A 21,216-nucleotide genomic window follows, 5' to 3' on the forward strand; every position below is an offset into this window, starting at 1 on the left:
CCCAGTACCGCCTCGTGGATGGGTTCTTCTACGGCCGGGGCGTCTGCGTACTCGCTGCGGAGCATGGTTCCTCCTCGCGCGGCTGGCACAGCGGGGTGCTGGTCAGTACGACTTGGGCAGGCCGAGGGTCTGGTGGGAGACGTAGTTGAGAATCATCTCCCGGCTCACCGGCGCAATACGAGCCACGCGCGCGGCTGTTATCAATGAGGCGAGCCCGTACTCGCGCGTGAGTCCGTTGCCGCCGAGGGTGTGCACGGCCTGGTCGACGGCTTTCACACAGGCCTCGCCTGCCGCGTACTTCGCCATGTTGGCGGCCTCTCCGGCGGCGGTGTCGTCGCCCGCGTCGTACAGGGCGGCGGCCTTCTGCATCATCAGGCGGGCGAGTTCTAGGTCGATGTGCGCCTGGGCGAGGGGGTGTGCGATGGCCTGGTGGGCTCCGATGGGTTCCTTCCACACGGTACGCTCGCGGGCGTATTCGATCGCCCTGGAGAGCGCGTAGCGGCCCATGCCGATCGCGAACGCGGCGGTCATGATGCGCTCCGGGTTGAGCCCCGCGAAGAGCTGGAGCAGGCCGGCGTCCTCGTCTCCGACGAGGGCGTCCGCGGGCAGTCGTACGTCGTCGAGGGTGAGCTCGAACTGCTTTTCCGTGGTGTGGAGTTCCATGTCGATGCGGCGGTGTTCGAAGCCGGCCGCTTCGCGCGGGACGATGAACAGGCAGGGCTTGAGCCTGCCTGTTCGTGCGTCCTCGGTGCGGCCGACGATGAGGGTGGCGTCGGCCTTGTCGACTCCGGAGATGAAGACTTTGCGGCCGGTGAGGAGCCAGTCGGTGCCGTCGCGGCGGGCTGTGGTGGTGAGGCGGTGGCTGTTGGAACCCGCGTCTGGTTCGGTGATGCCGAATGCCATGAGGCGGGTTCCGTCTGCCAGGCCTGGTAGCCACTCCTGTTTTTGGGTGTCTGTGCCGAAGCGGGCGATTACCGTGCCGCAGATTGCGGGCGACACGATCATCATGAGCAGGGGGCTGCCCGCGGCTCCCAACTCCTCCAGGACGATGGAGAGTTCGGATATGCCGCCGCCTCCACCTCCGTATTCCTCGGGGAGGTTGACTCCCAGGTAGCCGAGTTTGGCCGTTTCCGACCAGAGTTCGTCGGGGACGTGGTTGCGGCCGTGGCGTTTACCCAGGGCTGCAACCGCTGCTCGGAGGGCTGTGTGTTCTTCGGTTTCCACGACGGGGGGCATGGGGCTCCTCAGGGAGAAGGGGGCTCGTTGTCCTGGACCACCGCCAGCAGGGTGCCGACCTCCACCTGCTGGCCTGGAGACGCGTGCAGCACACTCAGCGTCCCTGAGGCGGGGGCGGAGATTTTGTGTTCCATCTTCATTGCCTCCAGCCAGATGAGGGGCTCTCCTGCCCGCACAGGGGACCCCTCGGCCAGGCCTTCGGCGACCCGTACGACCGTGCCCGGCATCGGTGCGAGCAGGGAGCCGGGCTCTTGCTGGGCCGAGGGGTCGGGGAAGCGGGGCAGGGCCGTGAGTGCGGTGGTGTTCACGTACACCGCGTCGCCGTAGCGGGCCACCTCGAAGGTCCGTCGTACGCCGTCCACTTCGAGTACGACCAGGTCGGCGGCCGTGTGCAGGACGCGCACCCCGTCCGCGGTCAGGCCCTCCCGCCCGTGCCGGTAGTGGACCTCGTGCTCGGTGCCGTCCATCAGGTATCGCTTGGTCTGCGGCTGTGAAGGCAGGTTGCGCCAGCCGCCGAAGCGGGAGCGGCCGTGGGCGTCGGCGAGCGCGGCGGCGAGGGCAACCAGAGGTGGTCGCGCAGCGACTCCGTTGAGGGCGGTGGTGGGAGAAGGGTGGGCGTACGGGTCGGGGACGGGCGCCGTCAGCTCGGTCAGGTGCCGGTCGTAGAAGCCCGTGTCCATGCGGGCCGTGGCGAACTCCGGGTGCCTGAGCGAGCGTACGAGGAGGTCCCTGTTCGTGATCGGACCGTGGATCGTCGCCCTCTCCAGGGCGCCCGCCAGTTTGCGCAGGGCCTCCGCGCGCGTGGGGGCGTATGCGACGGCTTTGGCGAGCATCGGGTCGTAGTGGACGCCGATCTCGTCGCCGTCCCAGTAGCCGGTGTCCAGGCGGACGTCGGGGACGGTGAAGCGGTGCAGGGTGCCCGTCTGCGGGGTCCAGCCGTTCGCCGGGTCCTCTGCGTAGAGGCGGCCCTCGATCGCGTGGCCACGCGCACCTGGAGGCTCCTTTTCGAGGGGGGCGCCCTCGGCGACCCGGATCTGGAGGGCCACCAGGTCGATCCCGAACACCGACTCCGTGACGGGGTGTTCGACCTGGAGGCGGGTGTTCATCTCCAAGAAGTGCGCCTTGCCGTCGGCGACGAGGAACTCGACCGTGCCCGCGCCCACATAGTCGACCGCACGGGCCGCTCGTACGGCCATCGCGTACAAGGAGTCGGTCAGTTCGGAGGTCAAACCCGGTGCCGGGGCCTCCTCGATCACCTTCTGGTGGCGGCGCTGGAGGGAGCAGTCGCGGGTGCCGAGCGGCCACACCGTGCCGTGCGTGTCGGCCAGGATCTGCACCTCGACATGCCGGCCGCCCTCCACGTAGGGCTCGATGAAGACCTCGCCGTCTCCGAAGGCGCTCAGGGCCTCGGCACGCGCTGCCGCCAACTCGCCTTCCAGATCGGCGAGTCGGCGTACGACACGCATGCCGCGCCCGCCTCCGCCCGCGGCGGCCTTCACCAGGACGGGCAGATCGCCCTCCTTGACGTCGGCCATCGACGCGAGCCCCATCAGCTCCTTGGCGCGTGTCTTGGAGGCCATCGCCTCGATCGCCTCGGGCGGCGGACCGATCCAGACAAGGCCCGCGTCGAGGACGGCTCGCGCGAAGCCGGCGTTCTCGGAGAGGAAGCCGTAGCCGGGATGTACGGCGTCCGCGCCCGCGCTCAGCGCCGCCTTCACGATCAGCTCGCCGCGCAGATACGTCTCCGAAGGCGCCGCACCGGGGAGGCGTACCGCCGCGTCGGCCACGCGCGCGTGGAGGGCGCTTTCATCGGCGTCCGAGTACACGGCGACCGTTCGGATCCCCAACTCACGGCAGGTGCGGAAGACTCGGCCGGCGATCTCGCCCCGGTTGGCGACCAGCACACTGGAAATCACGGGCTTCCCTCTCACATCCGGAAGACGCCGAAGCCACCGCGTACGCCCTCATAGGGCGCCGTGTGGATCGCGGACAGGCACAGGCCGAGGACGGTGCGGGTGTCGCGCGGGTCGATGACCCCGTCGTCGTACAGCCGCCCGGACAGGAACTTCGGCAGGGACTCGGCTTCGATCTGCTGCTCCACCATGGCGCGCAGCGCCGCGTCGCCCTCCTCGTCATACGGCTGCCCCTTGGCGGCGGCCGACTGCCGGGCCACGATCGACAGGACCCCTGCCAGCTGCTGAGGCCCCATGACGGCCGACTTTGCGCTGGGCCAGGCGAACAGGAAACGCGGGTCGTACGCCCGCCCGCACATCCCGTAGTGACCGGCTCCGTAGGAGGCCCCCATGAGCACGGAGAGGTGCGGGACCGTCGAGTTGGACACCGCGTTGATCATCATCGCGCCGTGCTTGATGATGCCGCCCTGCTCGTACTCCTTGCCGACCATGTAGCCGGTGGTGTTGTGCAGGAACAGCAGCGGGATGTCGCGCTGGTTGGCGAGCTGGATGAACTGGGCCGCCTTCTGGGACTCCTCGCTGAACAGCACCCCTTGGGCGTTGGCCAGCACGCCCACCGGATAGCCGTGGAGAGTGGCCCACCCGGTGGTGAGGCTCGTCCCGTAGAGCGGCTTGAACTCGTCGAAGTCGGAGCCGTCGACGATGCGGGCGATGACCTCGCGCGGGTCGAAGGGCACCTTCAGGTCGCCGGGGACGATCCCCAGGAGTTCGTCCTCGTCGTATTTGGGGGCCGCGGCGGGCCCGGGATCGTCGTACGCCTTGCGGTGGTTGAGGCGGGCGATCACGCGGCGCGCCTGGCGGAGGGCGTCCGGCTCGTCGACCGCGAAGTGGTCCGCGAGACCCGACACGCGCGCGTGCATCTCGGCACCGCCCAGGGACTCGTCGTCGCTCTCCTCGCCGGTGGCCATCTTCACCAGGGGTGGCCCGCCGAGGAACACCTTCGCCCCCTCCTTGACCATGATCACGTGGTCGGACATACCGGGGATGTACGCGCCTCCGGCGGTCGAGTTCCCGAAGACGACCGCCACGGTCGGGATCCCGGCGGCGGACAGCCGGGTGAGGTCGCGGAACATCACTCCCCCGGGGATGAAGATCTCCTTCTGGGAGGGCAGATCGGCGCCACCCGACTCCACTAGGCTGATGCACGGCAGCCGGTTGGCGAGGGCGATGTCATTCGCCCGCAGCGCCTTCTTCAGGCTCCAGGGATTGCTGGCTCCGCCGCGTACGGTCGGGTCGTTCGCGGTGATCAGGCACTCCACGCCCTCGACGACGCCGATCCCGGTGACGAGCGAGGCGCCGACGGTGTACTCGCTCCCCCACGAGGCCAGCGGGCTGAGTTCCAGGAAGGGCGTGTCCGGGTCGAGGAGCAGCTCGATGCGTTCGCGGGCCAGCAGCTTGCCGCGCTCGCGGTGCCGGGTGACGTACTTCTCGCCGCCGCCCGCAAGGGCCTTCGCGTGCTCGGCGTCGAGTTCGGCGAGCTTGGCGAGCATGGCTTCGCGATTGGCTGTGTAGTCGGGGCCCGCAGTGTCGAGCGCGGTCGCCAGGACGGTCATAGGAGCGCCTCCGGGATGTCCAGGTGACGGGAGCGGAGCCATTCGCCGAGGGCCTTGGCCTGCGGGTCGAAACGGTGCTGCGAGGCGACGCCCTCGCCGAGGAGTCCCTCGACGACGAAGTTCAGGGCGCGGAGGTTGGGCAGTACGTGCCGTACGACGGTCAAGTCGGCGGTTTCCGGGAGGAGTTCTCGGAACCGGTCGACGGTGAGGGTGTGCGCGAGCCAGCGCCAGGCGTCATGCGTGGGGGCCCACACTCCGACGTTCGCGTCGCCGCCCTTGTCACCGCTGCGGGCGCCGACGACGCGCCCGAGCGGCACCCGCCGCACCCGGCCGTCGGGCAACGGCTCGGGCAGCACCGGCTGTTCGCCGGGATCGGCGAGCGCGCGCGTACGGGCCGGCGGATCGACGCGTACGCGACTGCCATCGGACAGCACGGCCGTGTGCGGTGCGGCGCCCTGCTGGACGTAAGCGGCCTCGAACACCCCATACGGGCTGCCCTTCCCGGGCGGCGCCGTGACATGGAATCCCGGGTAACTGGCCAGCGCCAGCTCGACCGCGGCCCCGCTCAGCGCCCGCCCCACCACCTCCGGATCGGCGTCCCGCACCACGAGCCGGAGCAGGGCGCTCGCGGTCTCCTCGGTCGGCGCGTCGGCCCGGTCGGTGCGGGCCAGCTCCCAACTCATCGCGGTGGGGCGGGACTTGGCTTCCGAGAGCACGGCTTCCATCTGGTCCCGCACGAGGGCCGCCTTCTGCTCGATCTCAAGTCCCGTGAGGACGAAGACGACTTCGTTGCGGAAGCCGCCGAGACGGTTGAGGCCGACCTTGAGGGTGGGTGGCGGGGGCTCGCCGCGTACGCCGTCGATGCGCACCCGGTCAGGGCCCACCTCGGTGAGCCGTACGGAGTCGAGCCGGGCGGTGACGTCGGGTCCCGGGTACCGGGCGGCGCCCGTCTCGTACAGCAGCTGAGCCGTGACCGTGCCGACGTCCACGACGCCGCCGGTGCCGTCGTGCTTGGTGATGACGCTGGAGCCGTCCTCGTGGAGTTCGGCGAGCGGGAAGCCGGGGTGGAGGAAGGCGCTCCGGTGGTGGTCCGTGAAGTGGGCGTAGTTGCCGCCGGTGGCCTGCGTCCCGCACTCCAGGACGTGCCCGGCGACTACGGCCCCCGCGAGCCGGTCGTGGTCGTCCGGCCGCCAGCCGAAGTGGGCGGCGGCGGGCCCGCTGACCAGCGCGGCGTCGGTGACACGGCCGGTGACGACGATGTCGGCGCCCGCGCGCAGACAGGCGGCGATGCCGAAGCCGCCGAGGTAGGCGTGGGCGGCGAGGCGCCCCGGATAGCCTGGGGTGAGGTCGTCGCCTTCGACGTGGGCGACGCGTGACGGAATGCCGAGACGGCCGGCCAACTCCCTTACGGCGTCGGCGAGTCCGGCCGGGTTGAGACCACCGGCGTTGACGACGATACGTACGCCTCGCTCGTGTGCGAGCCCGAGGCACTCCTCCAGCTGGCGCAGGAAGGTCTTGGCGTAGCCCTGTCTTGGGTTCTTGAGCCGGTCGCGGCCCAGGATGAGCATGGTGAGTTCGGCGAGGTAGTCGCCGGTGAGGACGTCCAGGGGACCGCCGGTGAGCATCTCGCGCATCGCGTCGAAACGGTCGCCGTAGAAGCCCGACGCGTTGCCGATGCGGAGGGGAGGGGCCTTTGCCGGGCTCGTTTTCGGGCTCGTTTCCAGGCTCGTTTCCGGGCTCACCCTGTGGCTCCCTTGGGCTCGCGCCCCGCGCCCGGCGGTCCCGCGAAGGCCTGGGCGATGTCCAGCCACCGGTCGGCGTCCGGCCCTTCGGCGCGCACGGCGAGGTCGGCGCGGTGGGCCCGCCGGGTGACCAGCAGGCAGAAGTCGAGCACGGGCCCGGTGACGCGCTGGGGTGCGTCTTCGGGGCCGTACGCCCATACGTCGTCCCCCGAGGGCGCCACGAGCTCGACGCGGAACTCCTCCTGCGGCGCGCTCAACCCCCGTACGGAGAAGGCGAAGTCGCGGGCCCGGACGCCGATGCGTACGACGTGGCGGAGGCGGTTGGTGGGGTTGCGTACGAGGCCGAGCGCGTCGGCGATGTCCTGCCCGTGGGCCCAGGTTTCCATGATCCGCCCGGTGGCCATGGAGGCGGTGGACATCGGCGGCCCGAACCAGGCGAAGCGCGCGCCGGACGGTGCCGCCCTCAGCGCGACCTGCAGAAGCGCCCGGTTCCTGCGCCACTGCGCGAGCAGCTCGGCGGGCGGGAGCCCGGCACCCTCCTCGGCCCCCTCGTCCACGAAGGTGTCCGAGGAGACGAAGGCTTTCTGCACCTCCCTCGCGAAGCCCTCCGGGTCGGTCACCGCGAGCAGCGCGGCCCGGTCGGTCCAGGCGAGGTGCGCGACCTGGTGGGCGACGCTCCAGCCGGGCGCGGGTGTCGCACGGGCCCACTGCTCCTCGCTCAACTCCCTTACGATCCGGTCGAGTTCGTCGCTCTCCTCGCGCAGGTCGTCGAGTACGGGCGTGGGGTCGGACACGGGGCGCTCCCCTCCGGGGACGGCGGTGTGCGGTGGGCGCGGTGTGTCCTGGAGCATGGCAGCGGTCGCAAAAACAAGCAAGCGTGCTTGGAAATTTTCTCGGTGTGGTGCCGCTCCCAGGTTCGGAGACACACGAGGGCCCGCACGCGTGGGGCGTGCGGGCCCTCGTGCTCTGCGCCGTTCCCGTCCGTCAGACCGGGCGGTGCTCCGCGCTGATCTCACCGATGCCGGTGCTCAGCGACGGGCATGCCGCGACCGCCTGTGCGCCCGCGCCGGGCTCCAGGCGGACCCACTCGCTGGAGACGTCGGCCGCCCAGCCGCAGACGAGGTTCACGCGGAACTCGATCGGGCCGGCGGTGTTGTTGTCGCAGAGGGCGTAGCCCTCCAGGTCGTCGCTCTCGCTGATGCCGGTGCTGCAGTTCACGTCCTGGGCCTGCATGGCCCCCGCGTCCTGGGCCTGCGCGGCGGGCCCGGCGAGACCGAGCGTGGCGACGGCTCCGGCGGCAACGGCGAGGAGGGAAAGGCTTTTTCGCATGATGATCACCCCGTGATGTGGTCGGCGTTTGCTTCGGCTTGCTTCTTTCGCGCATGCGGTCACATGCACTTCCGACACGACGGGGGCCGCTCCCTCGTATGACACCCACACCTGTGGCGCGCGTCACAGCCATGGGTGTGGATGGGTGTGAACGGGTGTTGTCGTACGACGGCTCAGGTGACGTTCCGGGCCTTCCCTCGTCCGACCTGGGTCCGCACGGCGCCCATGCTCGCCCCGATGACCAGGCCGATGGCGAGGGACTCCGTCACGGTGAGGGTCTGACTGAGGATGAGGAAACCGGCGAGGGCGGCGACGGCCGGTTCGAGGCTCATCATGATCGCGAAAGTGGAGGCGGGCAGGCGGCGCAGGGCGAGGAGTTCGAGCGTGTACGGGAGGACGGAGGAGAGCACCGCGACGGCGGCGCCCAGGGCGATCGTGGTCGGGTTCAGGAGTTTCGCTCCCGACTCGACGATGCCCAGCGGGAGGAACAGCACTGCCCCGATCGCCATGGCCAGCGCGAGCCCGTCGGCCTGGGGGAACCGGCGGCCCGTACGCGCGCTGAAGATGATGTACGCCGCCCACATGGCCCCCGCGGACAGGGCGAACGCGACGCCGACCGGATCGAGCGTGCTGAAGCCCCCGCCACCGAGAAGGAAGACGCCGGCGAGGGCGAGACCGGCCCAGACCAGGTTGATCGCGCGACGTGAGGCCAGGACGGAGAGTGCGAGGGGCCCGAGCACTTCGAGGGTGACGGCGGCGCCGAGCGGAATGCGGGCGGCTGCCTGGTAGAAGAGCCCGTTCATGGCGGCCATGGTGATCCCGAAGAGGACGACGGTCCCCCAGTCCGCCCGCGAATGCCCGCGCAGCCGGGGCCGGCAGACCACGAGCAACACGACGGCGGCGACCACAAGCCTCAGGCTCACCACCCCGAGCGCCCCGGCCCGCGACATCAGACTCACGGCAAGCGCCCCACCGAACTGAACGGACACGCCTCCGGCCAGCACCAGCCCGACGGGGCCGAGGGAGCCCCATCGGCGCCTTGGGCCCGGTGCGCCCCCGGGCGCCGCGACAGCCTCCGGCTGCGTGACCACACCTGCGGCCGCGGCCGCGTCTGCCGACGGGGACCGGTCTGCGCGGGGGAGATTCACGGGGGCCTTCCAAGACGACGAGCTGTTCAGCATGCTGCACTTCAACGTACACAGTAATGGACTACGCAAGGAGCGTAAACCCACTTAGCAGCTTACGAACGACGTCAACCGGAGCCGGACGGGACGCTCACAGGGGCGATGCAGCGGTAATTGGAAGGTTTGGGACAGCCGCCAGAGGCCCTCGGTGTCCCAAACCTTCCAATCCCTTGAGAGGCGGTCTTGTACGCCGACCCAGCGCCCTACTTCCCGGCCCCTTCGGAGGGCTTCGAGGGCTGCTCGGCGACGAAGGAGCCGAGGCCCGGCTCCGTATACGTCAGCCCTTCCTCTCGCAGCGCGCTGAGAACCTTGTGCGCGGTCGCGTTGGCGATCCCGAACTCCGCGGTGAGCTGGACAACGGACGGGACACGCGTGCGCGGCGGATAGGTGCCGTCGGCGATCCGACCGCGCACCACCTCGGCCACCTGACGCCAGCGGGGGATGTCGGGAACGAATTCGATCACCGCTCCAGCATGCGCATGCCTAGGCTTCTACGCGATACAGGGAATACGTAGAACACCTAGCATGCCTAGCTTGCCTTGAGTACGGTGAGGCCATGAAGAAACCCCCGCGACGGGAGCAAGCCGTCCGGGGCGCGGCCACCAGCTGAATCGGAGCTGACGACATGACCGACCTTGTCCGCCGCATCACCGCCTGGGTGAGCCTCCTATGCCTCCCACGCGGAGCGCACCGCGTACGCCCGCCCCACCCCGCACCCACCACTGTCCCGCCGCAGCCACAAGCCGTGCGGCTACCTGCCCACCGAAGCCCGTACGGGCTGGACAGCCCGCTCGACGCCACCGAGACCAGGCCCGTACGCCCGTACGTGATCGCCCACGAACAGCGATGGCGACGTCGCGAACTGGCCCTGGCCACGCTGGGGTTGGATGCGCCCGGCCCGTACTGGATCCACGGGGTGGAGATCGCCTGATGGGACAGGAGTCACCGCAGCCACAGCTGGCGCGTGAGGGGCGCCTGCTGCCCTGGTCCGGTGCCGGGGGCAAGCCCTGCTACCTGCTCACCGACGAGTGCGGCGGACCCGTGTCCCGCCTGGCCGACGTCACGGAGTCCATCCAGCTCGGCATGGGCACACAACTCCTTGCCCACGCCCACGACATGCTCCCGGACACCCCGCCGGGCGACCTCCGCTTCCTCGCCGAGCGACTGACCGAGGCCCTCCGCGACGCACTCCGGGTCGCCGAAAGCCGCGGCCGACGGTTGAACCACCTGAACTGAGCGCGACGGAACCCCGGCCGCGAGATGAACACGCCGGGGTTCGACTGCAGGCTCAGACCGGGTCGGACCGGCTCGGCCAAGTTCAGTAGCGCGGGGGGAACAGTTGCAGCTTGGCTTGCTGCCGGACACCGACTTCACCCAGATCTTGAGGTTGTTGAACTGGACGACGCCGCCCGGGCTGGTGCAGCCGGTGAGTGCCCCGCCGGCCGACGCGGTCAAGACCGCCCGGCCCCTCTGAGCCTTACGGTGCGCGCCCCGCGGGTGCGGCTGCCTCACGAGTCTGCCTCAGCCTTACCGCGTGTTCGTTCGTTCGTACGTCGTAGGTCATGAGCTTCGGGAGACAGAGGGCCAGAGCCCCTACCGCTGCCACGCACAGCACGCCGCCGGACCAGATCGAGGTTCGTACGGTCGTCCAGGCGGCCATGCTGCCGGCCCGGACCTGCCCCAGCTGGGGGCCGACCGAGTAGGAGAGGAGTTCGATGCCGGCGAGGCGGCCGCGCAGCTCGTCCGGGATCGTCTGGTTCCACATGGCCGCGCGGAAGATTCCGCTGATCATGTCGAAGCCGCCGGCCAGGGTGAGGAAGCCGAGCACCAGCCAGACGTTGTGGGCCGCGCCCGCTGCCACCATCGCCAGGCCCCAGCATGCCGCCGCCAGGACCACCATCCGGCCGTGGCGGTGGATCCGTGAGGTCCAGCCGCTGGTGAGGCTGACCAGGAGCGAGCCGGCCGGGACCGACGCGTACATCAGGCCGAGGGACCACTCGGCGTCCAGGTCGTCCGCGAGGAACGGGAGAACGGCGAGGGGAAAAGCGAGGAACATGGCGGCCAGGTCGATCGTGTAAGTGCCCAGCAGTTCCTTGCGGCTCCACGCGTAGCGCGCCCCTTCCGCGATGGACCGCAGGGACGGTTTGGCCGCCTCGTGAGCGGCCGGTGACGCGGCCAGGCCGAGGGCCAGGACGACTGAGATCGCGAAAGTGACGAGGTCCGCGGCGTAGGCCCAGCCGAGCCCCGCGTACGCCACGACGAGACCCGCGACGGCCGGTCCCGCGACGCCGCCGACCGTCCAGCGCAGGGAGTTGAGCGCGGCGGCCGCCGGCAGGTGCTCGTGCGCGACGATGCGCGGCACGAGCGCGTCCAGCGCGGGCCGCTGGACCGCGACGAGCGCGGCGGACAGCGCGGCCACCGCGTACAGCGGCCACACCACCGGATGCGGCAGCAGTGCGTTGAGCAGCAGACCGGCGCTGAGCAGTCCCTGGCCCGCCTCCGTCCAGAGGATCAGCTTCCGTTTGTCCAGGGCGTCGGCCAGAGCACCGCCGTACAGACCGAAAACGATCAGCGGTACGAGTTCCGCGGCCCCGATCGCGCCCACGGCCACCGCGGATCCCGTGAGCTCCTTCATCTGCACCGGAAGCGCCACGAAGGTGAGGAAGCTGCCGAAGTTGGTGACGATTCCGGCGACCCAGAGCCGTCGGAAGTCGGGGGAGGTCCGCCATGGGGCCAGGTCCGGCAGAAGCGCGCGTATGCGTCCGGCGGCCGGCCGGGGGGAAGGGGCGTCGTCGGGGGTCGTCACGAGCTGCCATGTTCCGGCGCCGCTCCCCGCGTGGACAAACGCTTTTTGTCAGCTCGGCGTCGAGGCGCTACGGGCCGCCGCTACGTCGGGCGGAACAAGCACACCGCCGATATTCGCTTGCACGCCCTCGTCACGCGGGCCAACGTCGCCTGACACCCGACGAAGGCAGAGAAGATGACCACACAGACCCGCCCCTTCGACCACGAACTCGTAGAAGCCGCAGCGCACGTCGCTCGCACTCGCTGCCGGGGCGACAACCACACCATGGCAGCCGCGGCCCGTGCCCGGGACGGCCGGATCGTCACCGCGGTGAACGCCTACCATTTCACCGGAGGGCCCTGCGCCGAGCTGGTTCTCATCGGCACGGCAGCCGCGCAGGGCGCCTACGAGCTGGACGCAATCGTCGCCGTGGGCGACCGCGACCGAGGGGTTGTTCCTCCGTGCGGCCGGTGCCGTCAGGTCCTTCTCGATTACTTCCCCGACCTCAAGGTCATCGTCGGAGAGGGCGACCGCATCCGAACCGTCCACATCACCGACTTGCTGCCCGAGAGCTACGTCTGGGCCGACCACCAGCTCCACGCCGAGAAAACCGCGCCACTCAGCACGGGCTGACATCACCAGCCGCCAACAGGGCGAACGCTGCCTGATGCGGACTGGTCGGCGAGCCCCCTCAACCCCCCAACCGCACCGGCAGCTCGAACAAATCGTTCTGCGTCACCACCGGCTTGTTGCGGAGCTCCGTCGCCGGGACCGCCAGGTCGAGCTCCGGGAAGCGTTCGTACAGCGCGGGCAGCGCGACCGCCGCCTCCAGGCGGGACAGCGCCGCGCCGGGGCAGACATGCGGGCCGTGGCCGAAGGAGATGTGGCGGTTCTCCGGGACGCGCGTGATGTCGAAGTCACCGGCTGAAGGGCCGTGGGCCTTCTCGTCGCGGCCGATCGCGGCGTACGAGACGATCAGGGCGTCGCCCGCCGGGAGGACCTTGTCGCCGACCGGGACGTCCTGAGTCGCGAAACGAATCAGGACGTGAGACGTGGGGGTCGACCAGCGCAAAGTTTCCTCGATCACCGACGACCAGTCGGCCGACCCGGCCAGCACCAGGTCGCGCTGCTCGGGATGCGTGGACAGGTTCACGACCGCGTTGACGATGAGCGAGATCGTCGTCTCGTGGCCGGCCGCCACCATCAACTGCAGCGTCGAGACGATCTCCTCGTCGGTCAGACGGTCACCGTCCTCGGAGGCGAGGATCAGCGCACTGGTCAGATCGTCGCCGGGAACGGAGCGCTTCGTCGCGACCGTCTCCGCCATGATCCCCGCCAGCTCGGTCAGCGTGGCGATGACCTCCTCCGGCGGCGTCTGGGTCGAGAAGAACTTCTCGAACAGCTCCTTGAGACGGGGCAGTTGGGAGTCGTCCATGCCCATGAGGTCCGCGATGACGTACATGGGAAGCGGGTAGGCGAACGCCGCCTTCAGGTCGACGACTTCGGGGGCGCCGGCGCCTTGGGGAAGCGCGTCGAGGAGATCGGTCGTCAGCTTGGTGATCCGCTCCCGCATCCGCTCCACGCGCCGCGGCGTGAGCCCCTGCGCCACGAGCGAACGCATCCGGCGATGCTCCGCACCGTCCACGGTGAGCATCGAACGGCCCGGGTTCGCCAGGCCGATCAGCGGCCAGTCCGGCGGGATCTCGCCGCGCTGCCATGCACCCCAGACATTGATGTCCTTCACCAGCCGTGGATCGGTGAGGAGTTGCCTGGCCTCGGCGTGATGCGTGACCGCCCACACCGGAACCCCACCCGGCAACTCCACCGCGGCGAGCGGCCCCGCGGCACGTAGCCGGGCACTCTCGCCGTCCAGGTCGCTGACGAAGGGATCGAGGGCGATACGGGCCGGGCTCGTCTCGGTGGTCATGGGCAGAGGCCTCCAAGGTCGGTCGTACGGCGGTCGGTTCGTACGGCGCTTGCAGTGGCTGTGGCGGTCAGAGTGTGCTGCCGCCCAGTGCGTGCCTCGGCGTGAATCTCACCGGCAGTTCCGTCAGGCCCCGCAGCCACGGCGACGGACGGCGCGTGAGCGAGTCGGCCGGTACGGCCAGGTCGAGGTCGGGCAGCCGGTCGAGGATCACCTCGATGCCCGTACGCGCGATGACCTCCGCGACCTCCCGGGCCGGGAACGGGCAGCGGTGCTCGCCGTGGCCGAAGGAGAAGTGCGCGCTGTTGCCGCCGGTGAGGGCGGAGCCGTCGACGCGCACCTGCGGGTCGCTGTTGGCGGCCTGGAGGCCGAGCAGCAGCAGATCGCCCGCGCTGATGCGGCGACCGCCGAGCTGGGTGTCGCGGGAGGCCCAGCGGCCCGCCACGTTCTGCGTGGGAGTGTCCTCCCACAGCACCTCGTTCATGGCCTCGGCGACACTGTGCCTGCCGCCGAACAGCGAGGCCGCGAAGCGCTCGTCCGTCAGCATCAGCCGCAACGAGTTGCCGATCCAGTCCGCCGTCGGCTGATGGCCCGCGGCCATCATCACCATCAGGTCCTGCGTGATCTCCTCGTACGTGAAGCCCGAGCCGTCGGCCAGCATGCGGCTCACCACGTCGTCCGCGGGCCGCGCCGCCCGGTCCGCGACCAGTCGCGCCATGGACGTGGCGAGATGCCGCTGCCCCGCGAGGGCGTTCTCGCGCCCGTTGATCATGTCGTTGAGGGCGGTGACCAGGCCGGGCCCCTGCTCTTCGGCGAACCCGTACAGGGTCGCCAGTACGCGCACGGGCAGCAGCGTCGCGTAGTCCGCGACGATGTCCGTCTCGCCCTTGGCGCAGATCGCGTCGATCAGCTCGTCGGCGAACTTCTCGGCGTGGCCCCGCAGTTCGAAGGCGTCGACGGCTTCGAGCGCGTCGCTGATCATCGCGGCGCGGTCGCGGTGCCGCTCGCCGACGGTGTAGAGGATCGACGGCTGCTTACGGCCGATCATCGGCAGCAGCGGCCAGTCGTCGGGGATGCGCGGCCACTGGCTCCACAGGTCGGAGTCCCGGCTGAACAGCACGGGATCACCGGTGACCTGGTGCAGCTCGCGATAGCCGAGGACGAGCCACGCCGGTACGTCACCGTCGAGCAGCACCGGCGCCACGGCACCGTGCTCGCGCCGCAACTCCCGGTACAGCGCGGCGGGTTCGGCCTGGAACCGGTGCCCGCCGAGGGCAACGGGTTCCGTCGCAGAGGTTCCAGAGGCTCCAGAGGTTCCAGAGGCTCCAGACGTTCCGGAGGGCCCGGGGGCGATTCGTGAGGTTTCAGAGGTTTCGGAGTCCAACGAGCACCTGCTCCAGTACGTCGGGATCGGGGGCGCCGCCCGCATCGCCCCGGCGCGGATGGCGGGCGCGGACGCGGCCCCCGGCAAGGAGGTCGGAGAGGAGGATCCGGGTGATGCTCAGCGGTAGCCGCAGCTCGGCGGCGAGCTCCACGACCGCCGTCGGCCGCTCGCACAGCCGCAGGATCGCCGCGTGCTCGGACTGCATGCCCGGCGCCGGATCGCACTCGGCGACGATCAGCGTGACCAGGTCGAACGGGGTGTCGGGCGCGGACCGGCTGCGCCCTCCGGTGAGGGTGTAGAGCCGGTCGGGCGCGTCGTCCCTGCCCGGGCGGCTCATGACGTACGCGGCAGCGCGTTCAGGTGTCCGCCGAGCTGTTCCACGAACTCGCTCATGTTGTGCCCGACGACTCCGGCGTCCGCCTCTTCGTCGGTGACCACGGCGAGGTGTACGCCCGAGCCCGCCTCGACGATGAACAGCACCCCGCCGTAGAACTCGGCCATCGCCGACCGGATGCCCCCGCTGCCGTCCCCGAACTCCATGGACGCCCCGTGGGTCAGCGACTGGATCCCGGCGGCGATCGCGGCGAGTTGGTCGGCCTGGTCCGCGGTGAGCCCTCCCGTACGGCACAGCTTCAGCCCGTCGCGGGAGAGCACGAGCGCGTGCCGGGCGCCCGAAGTGCGTTCCAGCAGGCCCTCGATGAGCCAGCTGAGCTTCTCGTCGGCGGTCACGGTCGCGGTGGTGCCGTTCATGGGGTGGGGTCGCCTTCCGGGTGGGGGGTCGCGTGGGCGGGGGCTTGGGGGGTCGCGGTCGGCTCGGTGACGGGCGTGGTGTCTCGTACGCCGTGATCGGCGGCATCGGCTCGTACGGCCTCGTTCGCCGCCGCGCCCCGTACGGCCTGGCGGAAGGTGCCGAAGCGGGCGGCGCGGATGCGGGCGTTCTCGGCGTGGGTGAGGCGAGGTGAGGGGGTGGCGGCTGCGGGGCGGGCGCGTTCGGCGTCAGCCTCGGCGGCGGCTTGGGCTTCGGCAAGGGTGCGGCCTCGGCGGCGCTTGGGGAGGCCGCTGGTGGTGTCGCTGTTGTTCCTGGTCTCGCTCTCGCCGGTGCGGTCCGGGGACTCGTGGGTGGGGACGGGCTCCGGGTCCAGGTCGGGGAGGGCGCGGGCAGTGGCGTACGACTCCGGGGTGTGGGCCGGGACCGGGACCGGGAGCCCTGGCGTGGTCCGCGGCGAGGCGGGCGCGGATTCCGGGGCGGCGGGTCCGGTGAGGCCGTATGCCTTCGGGGTCCGGGCCTGGGCCTGGATCTGGCCCCCGGGCTTGGTCCGCGGCAGGGCGGGGGCGGGCTCGGTGGCGGCCGGGCCCGCGAGGATGTCCTGGGGGATGAGGACGAGGACGCCCGTGCCGCCGCGCGCGGAGGGGCGGAAGGAGATCTTCAGCCCGTACTTGCGGGCGAGGCGGCCGACGACGGAGAGGCCGAGACGGGTGCCGGTGAGGCCGCCGAGCCCGGCGTGCTCACCGGCGACGGCGCGTTCGGCGCGGCGCAGCTGTACGTCGCCCATGACCAAGCCCGCGTCCTCGACGGAGACGATGACGCCGGCCGGCACTTCCTCTACGTAGACGTGCACTTCGGCGGTGGGCGGCGAGAAGTTCGCGGCGTTGTCGAGGAGTTCGGCGAGCGCGTGCATCACGCCTTCGGCGGCGTGCCCGGCGACCGCGGCCTCGCTGGCCGAGTGGAGGCGGACGCGCTGGTAGCCACCGATCCGGCCCATCGCGCCGCGCAGGATCGACTCCATGACGATGGGCCGCGCCCAGCGGCGCCCCGAACGCGCGCCCGCGAGGACGGCGACGGAGTCGGCGAGACGGCCCGCCTGGGCGGTGCGGTGGTCGAGGTGGAGGAGGTCGGTGAGTACGTCCTCGTCGGAGTGCTTCTCCTCCATGGCCCGCAGATCGGCGAGCATGCTCGTGGCCAGGGCCTGCATCCGCCCGGCGGCGTTGGCGGCGGCCGAGACGGCGGCGCCGCCCTCGGTCCTGGTCCGGCGCAACTCCTGGGCCAGACGGGCGTTCTCCGCGCCGAGGCGAGCGCGCTCCTGGGCGAGTTCGCCACTCAGGCGCGTCTTCTCCTGGGTGAACTGATCGGCCTCGTGTACACGTTCACGCTCGAACTCCTCGGTGAGCCGTGCCTGTTCGCGGGTGGACTCCTCGGCGATACGCGCCCGTTCCTGAAGCAGCCGCCCGGCGTCGTCGGTGACGGCTTCGAGGCGGCTGCGTAACAGGCGCGCCTTCTGCGTGGCGTGGCTCGCGAAGGCGACGACCACGCATAACAGCAGGGCGGCGGCGGCCGCACCGCACGCCAGAGGCACGCGGAACGATTCTGGGGCTGCGACGACCGCTCCGACGACGGCGAGCGCGGCCGGTACGGCGGTGATCAGCGGCGCGGGCGCGACGGCACGCAGGCTGGGACGTTCGCCTCTGGGGTGCGCGAGGGACGGCCGATCTCGGCTGGGGCGCGCTGGAGGGATGGGCGCGGTCATGAATCGTGTCCTCGGTCGTGTCCTGGGCGGGATGCGACACCTGGTGCTCAACTGGCGGTCACTATATGGGAGTTCGTGATCGTACTGGGAAGGTTCGGGAGTCGCCTTCACAACTCGGGCACGGGTCCGCCAGACGGTCAGCCCTTTCCGGCCTCGTGCTGAGGTTGTGCGGTGGCCCGGCTTCGCGAGTTGTAGGGCCGCTCGGCCGAGCTGTGGCGCGGCGACTTCAGCCAGGCCGACGAGATCCTCGCTCCCGACTTCGTCGTCCACCAGGCGCGACCGGACGGCAGCGACTTTGAGTCGACGAGAGCCCCTGTCCGGGCCTTTCGTCGAAACCCGGCGCGTTCGTCTCGCGTCGGGGTTCACCCGTCTCACCCGACGGACGACGTTTCGCCCAGGTTTCCGGGAGCGGATAGGCTCCCCACGTGGCTGAGATCCAGATTCCCGCTGACATGAAGCCCGCCGACGGACGATTCGGCTCGGGCCCCTCCAAGGTGCGGACGGAGGCGCTGGACGCGCTGGCCGCCACCGGTACGTCTCTCATGGGTACGTCCCACCGCCAGGCCCCGGTCAAGAACCTGGTCGGCAAGGTCCGCGAAGGCGTGCGCGACCTCTTCTCCCTCCCCGAGGGGTACGAGGTCATCCTCGGCAACGGCGGCTCCACCGCGTTCTGGGACGTCGCGACCCACGGGCTGATCGAGAACAAGTCGCAGCACCTGAGCTTCGGCGAGTTCTCGTCCAAGTTCGCGAAGGCCGCGAAGCTCGCCCCCTGGCTGGCCGAGCCGACCGTCATCGCGAGCGACCCGGGCACGCACCCGGACCCGCAGGCGGAGGCGGGCGTGGACGTGTACGCGTTCACCCACAACGAGACCTCGACCGGCGTCGCGGCCCCCCTCAAGCGGGTCCAGGGTGCCGACGAGGGCGCGCTGGTACTCGTGGACGCGACGAGCGGCGCCGGCGGCCTCCCCGTCGACATCGCCGAGACGGACGTCTACTACTTCGCCCCGCAGAAGTCCTTCGCCGCCGACGGCGGCCTCTGGATCGGCGTCTTCTCCCCGGCCGCCATCGAGCGCGCCGAGCGAATCCACGCCAGCGGCCGCCACGTACCGGAGTTCTTCTCGCTCCCCACCGCGATCGACAACTCCCGCAAGAACCAGACGTACAACACCCCGGCCCTCGCCACCCTCTTCCTCCTCAACGACCAGTTGGAGTGGCTCAACGGCCAGGGCGGCCTGGACTGGTCGGTCCGCCGCACCGCCACCTCCGCCCGCACCCTCTACGGCTGGGCCGAAGACCTCAAGTACGCCAACCCGTTCGTCACCGACCCCGCCAAGCGCTCCCAGGTCATCGGCACGATCGACTTCTCGGACGAGGTCGACGCCGCCGCCGTCGCCAAGGTCCTGCGCGCCAACGGCATCGTCGACACCGAGCCGTACCGCAAGCTCGGCCGCAACCAGCTTCGCGTCGCGATGTTCCCGGCGATCGACCCGGCGGACATCGAGGCCCTGACGAAGTGCATCGACTACGTCATCGAGCGGCTCTGACCACTCAGGTTCGCATCTGGTTCGTACTCGGGTACGCGGATATCGATCTCGTACGCAAAGGGGGGCGCCCGGCACTTTCCCAGTGCCGGGCGCCCCCCTTTGCGTACCGCAGAAATCACCTGCTCAGCTTCTGGAACCTGCGTACCGCCAGCGGCACGAAGATCGCCGTCAGGATCACCGGCCATACCCCCGACATCAGCAGCGCGTGCTGCTCGACCCACGAGTCGCCGCTGCCGACCGGGGTGCCGAACAGCTCGCGCGTGGCCGCGGCCGTCGACGAGATCGGGTTCCACGCCGCTACGAAGCCCAGCCAGTCCGGCATCAGCTGGGGGGCGACGAAGATGCTGGAGATCATGGTCAGCGGGAAGGCGACCGCGAACAGGCCGCCCGCCGCCTCCGGGTTGGGGACCAGGAGGCCCAGCCATACGCCGAGCCAGATCAGGGAGAGCCGTAGCCACAGCAGCAGGCCGAAGGCGAGCAGGAAGTCGAGGCCGCCGTCCGGTCGCCAGCCCATGGCGATCGCGGTGAGCATCAGGATGGTCAGCTCCGCGCAGGCCATGATCAGATCGGTGGCACCGCGTCCGGCGACGACCGCGGACGGCGCCATGGGCATGGAGCGGAAGCGGTCGATGACGCCGTTGGTGGAGTCGTACACGACGAGCGTCGCGGTGTTGATGAAGCCGAAGGCCATCGTCATCACGAACATGCCGGGCATCAGGAAGTCCTTGTAGTCCCCACCGCCGGGCACCTTCATCGCGCTGCCGAAGACGTACCCGTAGAGGAGGACGGAGAGGATCGGGAAGCCCAGCATCCAGGCGATGTTGATGGGTTGGCGCTGGTAGTGGGTGAGGCCGCGGCGGACGATGTTCCAGCAGTCGGCGAGGGCCCAGTAGGCACGACCGTGGCTGCTCTGTCCGGTCGTCAGGTCGAGTGCGCTCATGCCACCGCCCCTTCCTTGGGGTCCTTGGAGTCCTTGGGGTCCTGGGGGTCCTGGGAAACGTCCGTGCGGTGTCCCGTCAGGCGCAGGAACACGTCGTCGAGGCTCGGCCTGCGCAGCCCGATGTCCTCCACCGGGACGCCCTCGTCCTGAAGCGTGCGCGCCACCTCGGTGAGGGCGAGCACCCGGTCGGTCACCGGCGCGTGCACCTTCAGCTCGGTCTCGTCCGTCTCCGGTTCGGCGTCGGAGACCTTGGCGATGACCTTCACGGTCCGCGGGATGTCGGCGCGGTCGGCGAGGACGACCTCGATACGGTCGCCGCCCACCGTGTTCTTCAGTCCCTCCGGGGTGTCGTCGGCGATGGCCCGCCCCTGGTCGATCACGGTGATGTGCGAAGCGAGCTTGTCGGCCTCGTCCAGATACTGGGTGGTCAGCAGGACGGTCGTGCCGCCCGCCACCAACGCCCGTACGGAATCCCAGACTTCACCCCGGCCACGGGGATCGAGCCCGGTCGTCGGCTCGTCCAGGAACAGCACGGTCGGGGTGAGGATCATCGAGGCGGCGAGGTCCAGGCGGCGCCGCATGCCTCCGCTGTACTTGCCGACTCCCTTGTCGGCCGCGTCGACCAGGTCGAACTGTTCCAGAAGCTCACCGGCCCGCAGGCGCGCCCCGCGTCCGCCCAGGTGGAACAGCCGACCGAACATCTCCAGGTTCTGCCGCCCCGTCAGCACCTCGTCCACAGCCGCGTACTGACCGGTGAGGCCGATCCGTGCCCGTACGTCCCGCGGCTGCCGTGCCACGTCCAGCCCGGCCACCTGCGCCTGCCCGCCGTCGAGCCTGATGAGCGTCGACAGGATGCGGACGGCGGTGGTCTTGCCCGCGCCGTTCGGCCCGAGCAGGCCGTGGACGGTTCCCTCCCGCACCGCCAGGTCGAAGCCGTCGAGAGCCCGCTTCTCCCCGTACCTCTTCTCGAGCCCCTCGGCCCGGACCGCGTAACCGCTCATGTGCACCCCTCCCGTGAATCCAGAAAGCCTGAACCCTGAAAGCCCTGCGGCAACCCAAACTGAGTACGCCGTACCCTTTTGAGAGTACACCGTACC

20 protein-coding genes are annotated in these 21,216 nt (G+C 70.4%); 4 read left to right on the forward strand and 16 right to left on the reverse strand.

Features of this window, described 5'->3' with window-relative positions; translation table 11 throughout:
• Nucleotides 1-102: 102 nt before the first annotated feature.
• From ACGFNK_RS06685 to ACGFNK_RS06720, 8 genes are all read right to left on the reverse strand, one after another.
• Nucleotides 103-1,236 (reverse strand): acyl-CoA dehydrogenase family protein, encoded by a 1,134-nt coding sequence (locus ACGFNK_RS06685; RefSeq protein ID WP_393412618.1) that lies wholly within the window; start codon nucleotides 1,234-1,236, stop codon nucleotides 103-105.
• Nucleotides 1,237-1,244: 8 nt separating this feature from the next.
• Complete coding sequence (locus ACGFNK_RS06690) at nucleotides 1,245-3,152, reverse strand: biotin carboxylase N-terminal domain-containing protein (RefSeq protein ID WP_393412620.1); 1,908 nt, start codon at nucleotides 3,150-3,152, stop codon at nucleotides 1,245-1,247.
• 11 nt (nucleotides 3,153-3,163) lie between these two features.
• The gene (locus ACGFNK_RS06695; RefSeq protein ID WP_393412622.1) at nucleotides 3,164-4,762 is read right to left on the reverse strand and encodes an acyl-CoA carboxylase subunit beta; all 1,599 of its coding nucleotides are present in this window, start codon (nucleotides 4,760-4,762) and stop codon (nucleotides 3,164-3,166) included.
• Nucleotides 4,759-6,504, reverse strand: coding sequence for an acyclic terpene utilization AtuA family protein (locus tag ACGFNK_RS06700; protein ID WP_393412624.1), 1,746 nt, complete (start codon nucleotides 6,502-6,504; stop codon nucleotides 4,759-4,761). The genes ACGFNK_RS06695 and ACGFNK_RS06700 overlap by 4 nt, the downstream gene beginning before the upstream one ends.
• On the reverse strand, nucleotides 6,501-7,298 hold the full coding sequence (locus ACGFNK_RS06705; RefSeq protein WP_393412626.1) for a TIGR03084 family metal-binding protein: 798 nt from the start codon (nucleotides 7,296-7,298) through the stop codon (nucleotides 6,501-6,503). Before ACGFNK_RS06705 ends, ACGFNK_RS06700 begins: the two co-directional genes overlap by 4 nt.
• A gap of 190 nt (nucleotides 7,299-7,488) precedes the next feature.
• Nucleotides 7,489-7,833 (reverse strand): hypothetical protein, encoded by a 345-nt coding sequence (locus ACGFNK_RS06710; RefSeq protein ID WP_393412628.1) that lies wholly within the window; start codon nucleotides 7,831-7,833, stop codon nucleotides 7,489-7,491.
• Nucleotides 7,834-8,006: 173 nt separating this feature from the next.
• On the reverse strand, nucleotides 8,007-8,981 hold the full coding sequence (locus ACGFNK_RS06715; protein ID WP_393412629.1) for a DMT family transporter: 975 nt from the start codon (nucleotides 8,979-8,981) through the stop codon (nucleotides 8,007-8,009).
• A gap of 239 nt (nucleotides 8,982-9,220) precedes the next feature.
• Nucleotides 9,221-9,481 (reverse strand): GntR family transcriptional regulator, encoded by a 261-nt coding sequence (locus tag ACGFNK_RS06720; RefSeq protein ID WP_393412631.1) that lies wholly within the window; start codon nucleotides 9,479-9,481, stop codon nucleotides 9,221-9,223.
• Between the two features lie 161 nt (nucleotides 9,482-9,642).
• Between ACGFNK_RS06720 and ACGFNK_RS06725 the strand changes: the two genes are divergently transcribed.
• Both ACGFNK_RS06725 and ACGFNK_RS06730 read left to right on the forward strand, forming a co-directional pair.
• A complete protein-coding gene (locus ACGFNK_RS06725) occupies nucleotides 9,643-9,948 on the forward strand; it encodes a hypothetical protein (protein ID WP_393412633.1) in 306 nt (101 codons plus the stop codon).
• A complete protein-coding gene (locus ACGFNK_RS06730; RefSeq protein WP_386354817.1) occupies nucleotides 9,948-10,253 on the forward strand; it encodes a hypothetical protein in 306 nt (101 codons plus the stop codon). Before ACGFNK_RS06725 ends, ACGFNK_RS06730 begins: the two co-directional genes overlap by 1 nt.
• Before the next feature lie 241 nt (nucleotides 10,254-10,494).
• On the opposite strand, the gene ACGFNK_RS06735 is transcribed toward ACGFNK_RS06730, so the two are convergent.
• A complete protein-coding gene (locus tag ACGFNK_RS06735; RefSeq protein WP_393412635.1) occupies nucleotides 10,495-11,823 on the reverse strand; it encodes an MFS transporter in 1,329 nt (442 codons plus the stop codon).
• A gap of 174 nt (nucleotides 11,824-11,997) precedes the next feature.
• On the opposite strand from ACGFNK_RS06735, the gene ACGFNK_RS06740 reads away from it, so the two are divergent.
• Nucleotides 11,998-12,435, forward strand: a complete 438-nt coding sequence (locus ACGFNK_RS06740; protein WP_393412637.1) for a cytidine deaminase family protein — start codon at nucleotides 11,998-12,000, stop codon at nucleotides 12,433-12,435.
• A 58-nt stretch (nucleotides 12,436-12,493) separates the two neighbouring features.
• Here ACGFNK_RS06740 and ACGFNK_RS06745 read toward each other — a convergent pair whose 3' ends face one another.
• The 5 genes from ACGFNK_RS06745 to ACGFNK_RS06765 form a co-directional block, all read right to left on the reverse strand.
• The gene (locus ACGFNK_RS06745; RefSeq protein WP_393412639.1) at nucleotides 12,494-13,729 is read right to left on the reverse strand and encodes a cytochrome P450; all 1,236 of its coding nucleotides are present in this window, start codon (nucleotides 13,727-13,729) and stop codon (nucleotides 12,494-12,496) included.
• Nucleotides 13,730-13,796: 67 nt separating this feature from the next.
• Nucleotides 13,797-15,155 carry a cytochrome P450 gene (locus ACGFNK_RS06750; protein WP_393412641.1) on the reverse strand — a complete coding sequence of 453 codons (1,359 nt, stop codon included), beginning with the start codon at nucleotides 15,153-15,155 and terminating at the stop codon, nucleotides 13,797-13,799.
• Nucleotides 15,091-15,447, reverse strand: coding sequence for a DUF742 domain-containing protein (locus ACGFNK_RS06755; protein WP_393412642.1), 357 nt, complete (start codon nucleotides 15,445-15,447; stop codon nucleotides 15,091-15,093). Before ACGFNK_RS06755 ends, ACGFNK_RS06750 begins: the two co-directional genes overlap by 65 nt.
• Nucleotides 15,444-15,860 carry a roadblock/LC7 domain-containing protein gene (locus tag ACGFNK_RS06760; RefSeq protein WP_393412644.1) on the reverse strand — a complete coding sequence of 139 codons (417 nt, stop codon included), beginning with the start codon at nucleotides 15,858-15,860 and terminating at the stop codon, nucleotides 15,444-15,446. Before ACGFNK_RS06760 ends, ACGFNK_RS06755 begins: the two co-directional genes overlap by 4 nt.
• Nucleotides 15,857-17,635 carry an ATP-binding protein gene (locus ACGFNK_RS06765; RefSeq protein ID WP_393412646.1) on the reverse strand — a complete coding sequence of 593 codons (1,779 nt, stop codon included), beginning with the start codon at nucleotides 17,633-17,635 and terminating at the stop codon, nucleotides 15,857-15,859. The genes ACGFNK_RS06760 and ACGFNK_RS06765 overlap by 4 nt, the downstream gene beginning before the upstream one ends.
• A gap of 425 nt (nucleotides 17,636-18,060) precedes the next feature.
• Here ACGFNK_RS06765 and serC point away from each other — a divergent pair, with 425 nt between their 5' ends.
• The gene (gene serC, locus ACGFNK_RS06770) at nucleotides 18,061-19,179 is read left to right on the forward strand and encodes a phosphoserine transaminase (protein ID WP_393412648.1); all 1,119 of its coding nucleotides are present in this window, start codon (nucleotides 18,061-18,063) and stop codon (nucleotides 19,177-19,179) included.
• A gap of 115 nt (nucleotides 19,180-19,294) precedes the next feature.
• Here serC and ACGFNK_RS06775 read toward each other — a convergent pair whose 3' ends face one another.
• Nucleotides 19,295-20,119: an ABC transporter permease gene (locus ACGFNK_RS06775; RefSeq protein WP_393412650.1), complete on the reverse strand. Its 825-nt coding sequence runs from the start codon at nucleotides 20,117-20,119 to the stop codon at nucleotides 19,295-19,297.
• Entirely contained in the window at nucleotides 20,116-21,120 is a 1,005-nt protein-coding gene (locus ACGFNK_RS06780) for an ATP-binding cassette domain-containing protein (protein WP_393412652.1), read from the reverse strand. The genes ACGFNK_RS06775 and ACGFNK_RS06780 overlap by 4 nt, the downstream gene beginning before the upstream one ends.
• Nucleotides 21,121-21,216: the final 96 nt, after the last annotated feature.

It is taken from the genome of Streptomyces sp. NPDC048825, from assembly GCF_043198355.1.
GTDB lineage: Bacteria > Actinomycetota > Actinomycetes > Streptomycetales > Streptomycetaceae > Streptomyces > Streptomyces xiangluensis.